Below are 13,505 nucleotides of genomic sequence, written 5' to 3'. Positions count from 1 at the left end.
TCGGCTATTTTATATCGTGATAAAACGTTGTTAGTATTTGCCTCGCTGGAGACGTAAAGCGCATGCATAAGGTTCCGGCATACCTGCCGAAGGCATTGGGTTCCGGGCCTTGACCTATTACTTAACACTAAAGCACAGAATCTTACTGCATAGCTGCAATTTGTTTAGCGTTTAACTCTAAAAACCTGGTAGCATTATTAAATAGAATGTCACGTTTTTGTCCTTTGGTTAAATAACTTGCGCCTTCAATCCTGTCAATGCCAATCTTTATGGCACCGGGCCAAACCATCTGATCCGATCCATACATAACCCTTTTACCGAACCCGGCATTTACCAGTCGTTGCAAATAAAAATCAAATTCTTTTTGGGGCAGTATATAATTAATAACGCCAAGATCAACGTATAGCTGCGGGTAAGCGTATAGCATCGCAATCATATCATCTATCATAGGCCAGCCCGCGTGCATAGCATATATTCTAAGTTTGGGATGTTTAACTAATACATCTTCTAGTATCAGGGCGCTCCCCAACCTGGCGCGAGATTTAGTTAGTAGCGAAACACCCGGCGGCCCGGTACCAAGGTGTATGCCTACCGGAATATCCAGATCTTCGGCCATTTTAAAATAAGGTTCCATAGCAGGGTCGGCTGCGGATATGCCTTCGTACTGAATAGCAACTTCACCAAACACTTTAAATTCACCCGATTTAAACAGTTTAGTTAACGAGTCTACATCAAGTTTGTCATGTTTCAAAATGCCGAAATCCCAATAAACCGCATTTATAATCCTATCGGGTAATGTCGCTTTCCACTGTCTTACTTTAGTCATATCGCCGCTTAATACGCCGTATATATTTCTTTCTTTCAAAACAGCTAAAGTTTGCTGCTTTAACTCATCATCGGTAAGTGGCGAAGAAATGGAAACCGTGTTCCAGGCGCCGGTTTTTAAAGCGCCAATAAAAGTTTCTCCATAATTTACCTTAGGTTCGGCATACCCAAAATAGGCAAATGGCGCACCTACTTTTACAGGTGGAGGCCCCTGGTCGTCGGCACCAATGGCGTGCAGGTGCATGTCAATAACCGGTAACGGGCGCTTAACCTGCCCGAAAGAGTTCAAAGCTACCAGGAAAGCAAACAGTATGAATAGGTACTTTTTCATTGCATAAGGATTTGATACTAAAATATGAATTAATGTTGTAACGTAGGTCACGTAAACAATTTCCAGCATTTTTATGCAAACCCATCGTGGTTGCTCTATTTTATCTACTGCATTAGATACTACCACCTGTTTGTACGAGCCATTCGCACCGGTGCTTGCTTTTGCAATGTATAGCTTCATCATCGCTTATTTTAATTCCATAAGTATTGCCAAAGCCCGCATACTCAGGATTAGCGGTACGAGAATTAGAAAGATCAGCAACTGCACTGCTGCCAGATATTCTCAAAAAAAATTTGCACAACCAAATGGTTGTATTTATATTTAGCAACCAAATGGTTGTGCTATGATTGAAAGACGAGACGTTTACCAGGCTATTGCAGACCCCACCAGGAGAATGATTATCCAGAAGTTATCGGGTGGGGCGTTAAATATTGGTCAAATTGTAGAAGATTCGGGAATTACCAGGCAAGGGATTGCCAAGCATCTTAAAGTTCTGAACGAATGCGGCATGATCACGCTTACTCAGAAAGGCCGGGAACAATTTTGCGAAGCCCGGCTGGATCAATTAGATGAGGTGGTTGATTGGGTGAACCAATCCCGCAAGCTGTGGGGTCAGCGGTTTGAGAAACTGGATAAATTTTTAGCGGAAACAAAAAAACTATAAATATGAAATCAAAAGACAAAGAACTTTTAATAACCCACTTATTTGATGCCCCCATCGGGGAAGTTTTTGATGCATGGACCGACCCTGAAAAACTCAAGCATTGGTATGCTCCGGATGGATGTACCATAGCGTACAAGTATATCGAAGTAAAACAAGGAGGGAAGTTTCATTACTACATTCATCACCCCCTGCATGGAGGCGCTTGGGTAATGGGTACTTACGTTGAAATATTGCCACCCGAAAAGCTGGCGTTCACGATACGGATTACTAATGAAAATGGTGACGTGACAGATAATTTGTCGGCGCAATGGCCTGGCGAAATCATGACCACTGTGACGTTTGAATCAATAGGTAGTCAAACAAAGACAACAATCCATGAAGCTGTTTCTGAAGCCGAAGCGAGGAAAACAGGTGCTTACGCTGGCTGGATTATGATGTTTAATAAACTCAATAAATTGTTAACCGGGCAATTACCCGAATAATATTTATTTAGCCGTACAGTCGCGATGTGTTTGGTCGGCTTAATTTGGCCAGTCCTCCGCAAATTGGGTCGGAAATTTTTCACTTTCGGCTAATATTAAATAGAAAGCCTTCAGTCGAAAGATTTGAGGCTTTTTTGGTTTTGTGAGACTACCTTTTTTTAGATGAAACGTAAGTAAATACGAGGTACTGCAAGTATATTTACAGGTACATCAATCTCAATAACACCCGTTAACAACCATGAAAGATAGCATACAGCACACGTGTATAATTTTGTTGCTTATAATAACAAGCTACGGTAACACTTTCGCACAAAAAACGGGACAGCAAGCTGCCGGTATCACAGTCGACTTAAAAAATGAAACTGGCACTATGTTTCCTTTCTGGGCCTGGTTCGGTCACGATGAGCCCAACTATACTTATATGAAAGATGGCCGGAAACTGCTTAGCGAACTGGCGTCATTAAGCCCGGTACCTGTTTATATGCGGGTGCATAACCTGCTTACGACCGGCGATGGCACGCCGGCTTTAAAGTGGGGTTCGACCAACGCCTATACAGAAGATGAAAAGGGGAACCCGGTATATAACTGGCAAATTATTGACAGTATTTTTAGCACTTATATTAAACGCGGCATGAAACCTTATGCCCAAATCGGGTTTATGCCCGAGGCCCTTTCAACTCACCCTCAACCCTATCAGCATCACTGGCAGCCGGGCACTGCAAATAAGCTTTCGACCGGATGGGCCTATCCGCCAAAGGACTATCATAAATGGGAAGATCTGGTCTACCAGTGGGTAAAACATTCGGTACAAAAGTTCGGAAAAACAGAGGTTGAGAGCTGGTACTGGGAAGTGTGGAACGAACCAAACATTGAATACTGGCAGGGCATCAGGGAAGAATTTTTTAAATTATATGACTATGCCGTTAACGGCGCAAAAAGAGCATTGCCAACTATAACGATTGGCGGACCCGAGGTTGCGGGTACTTCGGGGCAGGGCGCTATAAGTTTCCTGAGGGCCTTTATTGAACATTGTATAAGTGGCGTTAACTATGCTACCGGCAAAACAGGAACAGCGCTCAACCTGGTTTCTTTTCATGCGAAAGGTCAGCCCCAGGTAGTCGATGGTCATGTGCGGATGAATATGGCACCGCAGTTAAGGGATATAAGCACCGGTTTCAAAATTGTTAGATCTTATCCCGAAACCAGGGATCTTCCGGTAATTATAGGCGAATCAGATCCGGAAGGATGTGCGGCCTGCGGTATGGCTACCAATCCGGCAAATGCCTATCGCAACGGCACCATGTACGCCAGTTATACCGCCGCCTCTTTTGCCAGGAAATACTTGCTTGCCGATTCGCTAAAGGTTAATTTTTTAGGTGCCGTTTCATGGTCGTTTGAATTTGAGAACCAGCCATGGTTTTACGGCTACCGCGATCTTGCTACCAACGGGATTGATAAACCTGTGCTTAATGTATTCAGGATGCTTGGCATGATGAAAGGAAAAAGACTTAAGGTTGATGGAAACCGGATGTACAATACAAAAGCGGTTGTTGATTCAAGCGTTCGCAAAGCTGAATCAGATATTGGCGCACTGGCTTCGGCAGATAAACATTCTGTTACGATTATGATTTGGAACTACCATGACGACGATATTAAAGAAAAAGCTGAACAGGTAGAGCTCACCATAAAAAACTTACCGATGAGCACAGCAACGTTAACCCATTACTGGATTGACGATGAACACAGCAATGCCTATGAAGCGTGGAAAAAAATGGGATCGCCGCAAAATCCGGATAGCGCCCAAATAGCAGAATTGGAAAAAGACGGGCAATTGCAAATGCTGGAAAAACCCAGAAAAGTAAATATCAGCGCAGGGCAATGCAAAATTGAATTGCTGCTGCCCCGGCAGGGTGTTACGCTGATAAAGCTTACGCGGTAACGGATGACTAATAAAATCGGCGCATGCCGGTAATTTAGTATAAGGACTGCTCAGCATTTCGCCGGCTCAGTTTGCTAAAGCTCGTGCCTATGCCTGTGTTTTTGCTTATCAATGTTTTATAGGTATTTTTGGGTAACGAAGATCAAGTCAACAATATAAGGTATGAACACCACCGACATACACAACGAGCGTATCGCAAAAATGACCTTTGCCTCGGTATACCCATTGTACATCGCAAAAGTGGAGAAGAAAGGCAGAACAAAAGAAGAGTTGGACCAGGTGATAACGTGGCTAACCGGCTTTAATAATGAGCAACTAAAAGATCTGATTGGACAAAAAGCAACTTTTGAAACTTTCTTTCAAATGGCTTCGATAAATCCCAATGCATCGCTCATCACCGGGGTAATCTGCGGATATCGCGTAGAGGAAATCGAGAATCCTTTAACACAGCAAGTCCGGTACCTGGATAAGCTGGTGGATGAATTGGCGAAAGGAAGGAAAATGGACAAGATATTGCGAAACTCGTAAAGTAATAGCTTCTATCTCGCGCAATCGCAGCTTCATGACGCATCCGCATTTGTTTAATTGGCGAAACTAATCAGTCATCATCATCCTTAACCGGTGATAATTTTACAAAGGCGCTCCTTCGCGGTTCCGGCATCCGGCTGGCTGATCCTTTTATGGCTTTCCAGATAATTTCATTTAACAATCTATCAGGAGCAGCATCTGCTTTGGCAAAGTTAAATAATGCCGATTGCTTGGCCTCCTTATTCCAGGCTGCATTCCGTTGGCTGATATCAACAATAGCATTTTGGGCTACATAGGCAGTGCTGTCAGGTATGGGCTGAAAGCAGTTCCACATAGGGGTTGCGGCGGCATCGTACTGGCTCATAGGGGGCAGCCCCAGGATCAATTCGATGGTACGGAGCATCCCGGAAGTTGAGTACATAGTGTGGTTAACGCTATGGCGTTTAACAAAAGGACTAATGACCCAGGCAACAGAGCGATGGGCATCTACATGGTCCGGGCCATCCTGGGCGTCATCTTCCAAAACAAAAATGACCGATTCTTTCCAGATAGGACTATGAGATATATGCTCCACCAGCCTGCCAAGTGCCAGGTCGTTATCTGCTACCTGTGCAATTGGGCTATAGGCTCCCTTTGATGAACCACTGGTATGGTCGTTTGGCAAATATATCGTGTTAAAATGCGGGACATTTTGCTTTGCTACAAGGGAATCAAAGTCATGTTCAAAAATCTTTTCCCTGAATACGTCCTGTACCGCCAGGTTCCAGCCCGGGTACGACTTGCAATAATGTGCGTCTTCCCTAAGCAGGTCAAGGGTAGGTTTCCCGGTGTCCATAAACTCCCCGTAGTTTCGAAAAGAAACGCCGGCCCGCTGACAGTAATTCCATATAAATCCCAGCGGCGGGTTTGCAATCGGGCGGCTTCCGTCAAAGTCGTAATTGCCTCCCCTGCCAGCATAATTGTAAGGCCAGTTCTTCTCCACAAAGTCAGTAGCATAAGCAGCCATCGACCAGTTGTGTCCATCGGCGCTTACTTCAGCATCCACATAAAAATTGTCGAGCAACACATAATCCTGCGCTAATTTATGGCCGTTAGGTGTTATTTTCTTTCCAAAAAGGCAAAGGCTGCTGTCGCCGTTGCCTTCGGGCATATCACCCAAAACCTGGTCGTACGTACGGTTCTCCTTCAATACATAGAATACATATTTAATAGGTGAATTGCCCCCGACCTTAACAGGAACCGGGTTCCCTGCTTCGCCTGAAGGAGCAAGCTCACGTTCTTTAGAATAGGGCGTATTTTTGTAAACCTGTTGGGTATAGTTACTCTGGATTGCCGGAGTTGGAACAGGGATAACCGATAGCGTGCCTTTAAACATGCTCCCGATATATTTTATCGGGCTAATAGGTGATTGGGCACTGTTATTACTCTTTTTATATTTTGCATCATCAGAAGACGGCTTATCGCCAGGCTTGTATGGATTAGACATAGAGGACATGCCCTTCCCATTGGTAACCAGTATTTGCTTGCCGCAAACACGTACACAGGTAGGATACCACCCAGTAGGAATAAATCCCAGGGAGTGACTATTACCGGGGTTGGATACATCAAATTCAGCGAGATAGTTATTATCTGCGTTGGCAATATAAAGAGTCTTCCCATCGGCAGACAGCGCAACACTGTTAGTGGCTGAGCCTACAGGTGCATCAGGTGATAATGCCGTATGAAGCGTTTCGGCTACTTCGCGGGTGTTTAGATTAATAACCGATACAGAATTAGAGCTTGCATTGGCAACATAAAGCCATTTACCTTTCGCATCAACGGCCAGGTCTGTAGGATGTTCTCCTGTATTTATTGAATCTTTTAATATGTTCTTTTGAGTATCATATATCCAAACCTTATGACCGCCCCATGCAGAAATATACAGCTCTCTTTTTACAGGGTTCAGGCTACAGGTATAGGCCTCGGCAGACAGGGCAACCCTGCTCAATACTTTCATTGTTTTAGTATCGCATACATACAGGGAGTTGTTTTCTTTGGTCACCACATATAGCCGTTCCCGCTTTGCATCAAGGGTAAGCCCGGTTGGGCTTATTTTATCCTTAGGCCAGGGCTGGCCGAGTATAAGGGTATCTTTATTGATGAGGTTTTTCCCGGTAAACTGATACCTGGTGATAATATTGTCATTACCCCCCGAAGCATACAAATAGTTTTTACTGAAGGCAAGCCCCAGCCAGGCATCTTTTACATTTATGGTAGCCACTAACTTTTGTTCCTGCAAATTGATCAGATCAATTGTTGGGTGCCCGTTACCATTGTTGGTGACTGCTGCATGGATTCCGTCGGGCGCTATGGCCATATTGAGCGGCAGATCGCTGCTTAACGGGATTGAGTTTCCGGCGGGTGAAAGTGACCAGCCATTTGGCAGCTGAACCCTTTGTGCAATAAGCTGGTTGCTTAGCAGCAAAAGGCCGCCGCAGATAAACCCAAAAAAACAATTTCTCATAGCTATAATATTAAGTCGCTTTTTATATTGATACTTTACTCAAGGCAAATTTAATTTCGCCTTGAGTATTATATCTTATAAAGAGCATTACCGATGCTGAAGAACAAAGATAAGGTGTAAAAGTAACCCGTATATTCCCTGCTTGTTAATAAGAATGCGGGAAGTATTCATTTTCAACAGTTCCATCATCATACAGACTTAATATTGCATAACCCGGAGGGGTTTCCAGGTAATAACCCGGCCCTGCCGATTCCACATCGCCTTTACCCCACCAGAAGCCACTCATAGCTCCGTTGCAGCAATATAAAACATCGTTGTAATGGCTATGATCAGATAAATGGTTGTGCCCGCTTAAGCAAATCTTTACTTTGTCGCGGTGTTTGTAAAATAGATCTTTTAACTTCTTACAATCGGAATGTCCACCACCAACCAGCACCTGCGTGGCACCTAAAATCGGAAAATGCGACATCAGCGATACAGGAGCAGATGCCGGTATTTTTTCCAGTTCGCCTTGTAGCCAGTCATACTGTTCCTGGTCCAGCGAAATATTGCCGTTGTTCCCGTCGAGTACAATAAAATGCCAGTTCTTTTTGGTAAAGCTATAGTACCGGTGCGGAATTTTCAATCGCTTAACCACATATTCTTTCCCGTACATTTCATCCTCTTTTGAGGGAGCCTTCCACCATGGGTCGTGATTACCTATGCAGCTATGTACTTCATATTTATCAAGCACCGCAATGCAATCATCCCAGATACTCCATAGCTGGATAACCTGGTCGTGTTTTACATTATCATAAGATGCATCCATAATGGAATCTCCCCCGTTTAAAAAGAAATCAGGCTTGTGTTTCGCTATGATGTGCTTTAAGCAGTTTTTAAACCTTTCCGGTGCATTATTCCCGTCAGTGATATGCACATCGGTAATATGCGCCACAGTCAGCGCTAATTTTTTACCTTTTTTTCCTTCCCCGTTATTTATGGAAGCCAGGGCCGGCAGCCCACCGGTTACCATCACGCCGGTGGCCAATCCCGCTGCCTTTAATAAAGATCTCCTGTTTAGTTTCATCATTTCATTTTGATTATCAAATAATTTACCACCTGTTACCAGCCGAATATTTGTTTAAGGGCCTGGTTCAATATTACCTGTTGTTGTGGTATAGGGCGATAATAATATTTAGGTTCCTGGAAATCACGGGTTACTGATTCGGTTACAATGAAGCTACCGGTATTAACATTCTTTAAATATACGGTGGCATCAGAGCCAATTGTACCTGTGCGGTAATATATTAACGGCACTCCCAATGAGTTCTTTTCCTTTTGATCTTCTGCCGGTATGGTTGAAGATGCGTCTATCAAAATAATATCCTCTACACCATCGCCGGTTAGATCATATTTTCCTAAACCTGCGAAATACATCCCTTCCGGACTTTTTGCTAACAGCTTCCCAGCCTTCCACCGCATCAGGTCGTCATACCTGGTATTTTCAAACGCAAACTCCACCCTGCGCTCTCTTCTTATCTCTAATATCACCCCGGCGTTCGACGCAATGTTAGGAAATTGTTGTTGTAATACTGCGTCGGGAGCTGAATTTGCCAGTGCCATATTAAGATCAGGCAAACCTGCCCGTCTCCTGAGAAGGTTCACCGAAGCATCAAGCTGGGGTTGCGTTAAGGTACCCAGTTCGGCAAGTGCTTCTGCATAGCTTAGCAACACTTCAGCATAGCGGTATACAGGGAAATCAACGCCATTTACGGTACTGGCATCGGTGCTGTTTATGTACCCTTTTAATTGGTGGTAGCCTGTAAAGTTTTTGTTTAAACTCTGGATATACGGCTTTGTATCCGGTACCCTGATCCATCCCGGGTATGCTATGGTTTGAGCAAGCCGGGGGTCGCGGTTCTGAAACTCCTGTACAAAACTCATTTTGTTATAGTTTGGCTGGTCGGTAAAACGGCTGCCATCTTTCATCAGGTAGGTTTGGATCAGATCTTTAGCAGGGGCCTGCTCATAGTCGCCAAAAACCACCCCATTTACATTCTCGCTCCGCTTCTTACCGTAGTCAAAAATATTGGCCAAAATAACTTCCTTATTTGCAGTCAGATCCTGGCTGTTGAACAAAGTAGCATAATCCTGATCGGGTTTCCCGGTATTGTAAACTGCGAAATTACCCGAGGTCATTATATCACCGGCTATTTTAACGGCGGTTTGAAGAAAAGTATTTGCGCTGCCCCCTAAATTTAATTCGGGATGATATTTACGGTAAGTACCTTCATAAAGCGCCGTGCGGGTATAGAATGCAGCTACCGCCCATTTCCCGGGTGTACCTGCGGGAACGCTTTCCCTTACGTGCTGATAGGCAAAATCAAGGTCGGCCATCACGCTATCCATAACCGATGCCCTTGGGTCGCGTGCCTTGTATAAAGCTTTATCGCCCGGGCTCAAAGTACCCGAGTACCAGGGCACATCCGAAAAGCGTTTAACTTTATCCATATAAAATAAGGCACGATAATACCTGGCCAATCCGGCATAGTGATTTTTTATATCGGCGCTCACTTTTGCCTTACTATAGTTTTCTAAAAAATAGTTCACATCGCGTAACCGGCTCCAGTCCCAACCCGAGGTAATATTTTGTGAATTGGCGCTGCCTGCCATTACATTTTTCACTTCTACGTTAGCGGTAGTTGCAACATTGTCACTGCTTTGATCATTCAGGTAGCTATACCTGTCGGGCATAGACAGCAGGCCGTTAACGTATAACGAAAGGTCATTTTCTGTATTAAAGAAAAGATTTGGTGAGATAGCCGTTTGGGGAAAACGGTCGAGTCCGCTTTTTTTGCATGCAGTAAACGCAATTGCAATAAACACGATATATATAGTGTATTTCTTCATGACTGATTTTTTTAATAATTATTAAATCATTTAAAAATTAAAGATCTAAGTTTAAGCCGATTGCATATTTTCGCTGGAATGGATATGCCCATGCGCTTGAGCCTTGATTTACCGCCTCAGGATCGATATATTTCTTTATAGCCGAGAACTCGTAAAGGTTATCGCCGGTTACAAAAATGCGAAGGCGGCTTATACCTGCTCTTTTTGTTAAATGGGTGGGTAAGGTATAACCCAATGAAACATTTTTAATTCTTAAATAAGCGCCGTTTAACAGGTACTTTGTTTGCGGGATATCCAATCCGGCGCCGTAATTGGCATCGGCCAGCCATGCTTGCAGCACAGGGTAGTAAGAGTTTGTATTGGCATCGGCAAGGCCTGCTGCCAAATAAGATTTCGAATCCTGGGCTCTTTGCGCAGCCGTCTCGGGTGTGGCGCGGTAGTAATTAAGGTTCCATGGATATACGTTGGCATAGGGCTGCTGATATGGTCCCCAAAACAAATAATGGTGCGGGTAAAAATCTCTTTTTAATACGCCCTGCATGAATACAGAAAGATCAATGCCATTCCAATTCATATTTATATTGGCGCCAACACTATAATGATCGGCGCTGTTGCCAATAATTTTTAAGTCTTTGGGATCATTTGCACTTAAGCCTTTTTCAATTTTATGGTTTCCATCCAGGTCTTTGTACTGGGGCCAGCCCGGAACAATGCTTAAAGCACCCCAGGGTATAATGCCCGATTCATCAAGCGCATTTATCTGGGCCTGGTTCTGGAATAACCCATTATTTTCCAGCCCCCATATCTCCCCAATTTTTTGCCCTACCCGGTAGCTCGAAAAAAGATTCTGATCGTTCTTGAATCGTGTGATTTCAGCGTCAGAATTGGAAAGGAATACTTTGGTTGAAAAACTGAAAGGTTTAGAAGCCAGCGTAAACCTGTCCTGGTAGGTTACAGATAATTCCCAGCCTTTAGTTCTTAAGTCAGCTGCATTTTGCATTGGAACTGCGGTACCGAGTACACCCGGCAATTCCTGGCCAGCGGTAAGCATCCCCTTGGTATTGCGGATATAATAATCAAATCCAACCAGGAATTTATCATTAAGAAGGCCGATATCAGTACCTACGTTAAATGTGGATACCCTTTCCCATGTATAGGTATTAGGGTCGACGGTTAACCCGGGGGCGCCTGTAATAATCGGGCTTTGGTTATTGCCGCCTATTAAATAACCCGAAACACCTGTTCGCAGTGATTGTATATAACCAAAATCGCTAACGTTTTGGTTGCCAAGGTCGCCGTATGACGTGCGCAACTTAAACGTAGACACTACAGGGGCCAAAGGCTTAAAAAAATCTTCGGCGCTCGCTATCCACGCTGCTGATGCCGATGGAAAAAAGCCGTAACGACTTTTTGTAGGGAAACGTGATGATCCATCGTAGCGGCCGGTGCCCTCTAAAATGTAACGTCCTTTATAGGTATAGTTTAGGCGGCCAAATTCGCTGGCTGTGGCATAGGCCGAATAGCTTGCGTTAACCGATGAGGTACCGTTGGTTAGTGCCAGGTAAGGCAATGAAGATGATATAAGCCCGTCCTTCGAGGCACCTATAGTTGAATAGTTATAATCTTCGGAGTTATAGCCAACCATAGCGCTAAAAAAATGGTCGCCGATGTTTTTTTTATACGTGGTATATAAATTGAAGGCGTTATTATATAGGTAGCCGTTATTCTCGGTTACACCACCTGTACCGCCTTCCTGCCGCACATCATTCGGCCCATAGCCAATATTATACGAATTTGCGTCGGCGTGGTATTTCCACAATTCTCTTTTAAACGAAGCATCGCCATTTACCGTTAAATCGCCATTTAAGAATGTAGCTGTTGCGCTGGCAATATTTTGAAAACCAAACATAGTTTGGAGGTTATTCCCGCCATCAACCAGCCTGGCTCCAAGCCTTCCTGCCCCGGTATTGGCCCAGGTACCATCCGGGTTTTTGGCTACGTCGGTTGGTTGCAAATAATAAATATCGGTTATGCTGCTTGCCGGCTGGGCCCGTTTAGTTTCATAAATACTGAGGTTATTATCTATTTTAAGCCACTTTAAAGGCGAAAATCCCAACCTCGATCTCAAGCCATAACGGTTCCAGAAATCGTCTGAAAGTTTATTCAGGCCATTTTCTTTGGTATAATCTGCAGACAGGTAATAAGTTAAAGGTGTGCTGTTTATATTGGCGCCTCCCGAAAGTGTCAGCGTATGGTTTTGTGATAAGCTGGCATCATTAAAAAAATATTTATACCAATTGTTGCTTCCCATGTAATCCCATTTTGTAGGATCAGATGGATTTAACCTGGTATCTGCAATAGATGGGTTGTCAGATCTTTCCCTGGCCCATTTGTAATGCTCATCGCTGTAATTCACGTAGTCCCAGGGCGTATTATTTGTAGATGTTTCGAGCACCTTTGAGTAGATGTAGGGGTCGGTTACAGGCTGCGGTAAAATAGTAGGCTTACCCCACGACGACAACGCATTGTAACTAATGAGCTGATGACCTGCACTGCCTTGTTTGGTTGTGATAAGTATTACACCAAATGCCGCCCTTGCCCCATAAATAGCTGCCGATGCGGCATCACGCAATATAGAAATAGATGAAATATCTGATGGGGTTAGGCGCAACATATCGTCGTTGCTTGATGCCGGGATGCCGTCAATTACAATTAATGGCGAGCCTCCGTTTATGGAAGTAAATCCCCTTATATTGATTGTCGGTACCGTACCGGGCGATCCGCCGGGGTAAGTAATATTAAGGCCCGGACTAAGGCCCTGCAAACCCTGCATTACGTTTGCTATCGGGCGCGATTCGAGCTGTTTGCCCGAAATCTGATCGATGGCTCCCGCAATATTTATTTTTTTCTTGGCGCCAAAGCCGACAACTACAACCTCGTTGAGGTTACCATAGTCTGGCGATAGGTTTACGTCCAATTGGGTTCGCCCATTAAGGCTGATCTCCTGCTGCTTAAACCCCATAAAGGAAAAAACAAGCGTGGCATTTGGGTTTACGTTAACAAGGGAATAGTTGCCCTGTAAATTTGTTGCGGTGCCCTGGGTTGTTCCCTTTACCCTGATGTTTACCGATGGTAGGGGGCCTTTGGCATCGGCATCAAAAACCACACCGCTAACGGTGATGTTTTGAGCGAAACCCTTTGCTGCAAAGAACATGAAGCAGATCAATAGTAGTTTTTTTTTCATAATCGGGTTAATATTTAATAGTTTAATTTTCATTCACCGCGTTATCTAAAGCGCGGCTAAGGTCTGGTTCTTATGTTATCAATTGGTTATCGAAAAATTA

The 13,505-nt window shown here is 44.2% G+C and carries 9 protein-coding genes; 4 read left to right on the top strand and 5 right to left on the bottom strand.

Translation table 11 applies throughout. From position 1 onward, the window contains the following. Positions 1 to 142: 142 nt before the first annotated feature. Positions 143 to 1,339 (bottom strand): amidohydrolase family protein, encoded by a 1,197-nt coding sequence (locus tag NAF19_RS16880; RefSeq protein WP_252791321.1) that lies wholly within the window; start codon positions 1,337 to 1,339, stop codon positions 143 to 145. 160 nt (positions 1,340 to 1,499) lie between these two features. Here NAF19_RS16880 and NAF19_RS16875 point away from each other — a divergent pair, with 160 nt between their 5' ends. The 4 genes from NAF19_RS16875 to NAF19_RS16860 all read left to right on the top strand — a co-directional run bounded on the left by NAF19_RS16875 (position 1,500) and on the right by NAF19_RS16860 (position 4,769). After that, positions 1,500 to 1,820: an ArsR/SmtB family transcription factor gene (locus NAF19_RS16875; RefSeq protein ID WP_252791319.1), complete on the top strand. Its 321-nt coding sequence runs from the start codon at positions 1,500 to 1,502 to the stop codon at positions 1,818 to 1,820. Positions 1,821 to 1,822: 2 nt separating this feature from the next. Further along, positions 1,823 to 2,302, top strand: coding sequence for an SRPBCC family protein (locus tag NAF19_RS16870; protein ID WP_252791318.1), 480 nt, complete (start codon positions 1,823 to 1,825; stop codon positions 2,300 to 2,302). 238 nt (positions 2,303 to 2,540) lie between these two features. Then, positions 2,541 to 4,241, top strand: a complete 1,701-nt coding sequence (locus NAF19_RS16865; RefSeq protein ID WP_252791317.1) for a GH39 family glycosyl hydrolase — start codon at positions 2,541 to 2,543, stop codon at positions 4,239 to 4,241. Positions 4,242 to 4,403: 162 nt separating this feature from the next. Next, complete coding sequence (locus tag NAF19_RS16860; RefSeq protein WP_252791316.1) at positions 4,404 to 4,769, top strand: DUF2200 domain-containing protein; 366 nt, start codon at positions 4,404 to 4,406, stop codon at positions 4,767 to 4,769. Positions 4,770 to 4,839: 70 nt separating this feature from the next. Here NAF19_RS16860 and NAF19_RS16855 read toward each other — a convergent pair whose 3' ends face one another. From NAF19_RS16855 to NAF19_RS16840, 4 genes are all read right to left on the bottom strand, one after another. Next, on the bottom strand, positions 4,840 to 7,272 hold the full coding sequence (locus NAF19_RS16855) for a bifunctional YncE family protein/alkaline phosphatase family protein (RefSeq protein WP_252791315.1): 2,433 nt from the start codon (positions 7,270 to 7,272) through the stop codon (positions 4,840 to 4,842). 145 nt (positions 7,273 to 7,417) lie between these two features. Then, entirely contained in the window at positions 7,418 to 8,341 is a 924-nt protein-coding gene (locus tag NAF19_RS16850; protein ID WP_252791313.1) for a metallophosphoesterase, read from the bottom strand. Positions 8,342 to 8,373: 32 nt separating this feature from the next. After that, positions 8,374 to 10,161: a RagB/SusD family nutrient uptake outer membrane protein gene (locus tag NAF19_RS16845; protein WP_252791312.1), complete on the bottom strand. Its 1,788-nt coding sequence runs from the start codon at positions 10,159 to 10,161 to the stop codon at positions 8,374 to 8,376. A gap of 37 nt (positions 10,162 to 10,198) precedes the next feature. After that, positions 10,199 to 13,405, bottom strand: coding sequence for a SusC/RagA family TonB-linked outer membrane protein (locus tag NAF19_RS16840; protein ID WP_252791310.1), 3,207 nt, complete (start codon positions 13,403 to 13,405; stop codon positions 10,199 to 10,201). Between the last annotated feature and the right edge of the window lie 100 nt (positions 13,406 to 13,505).

The sequence above is a fragment of the Mucilaginibacter flavidus genome (assembly GCF_024055575.1).
Lineage (GTDB): Bacteria > Bacteroidota > Bacteroidia > Sphingobacteriales > Sphingobacteriaceae > Mucilaginibacter > Mucilaginibacter flavidus.
This window is presented reverse-complemented; position numbering and strand designations above follow the sequence as displayed.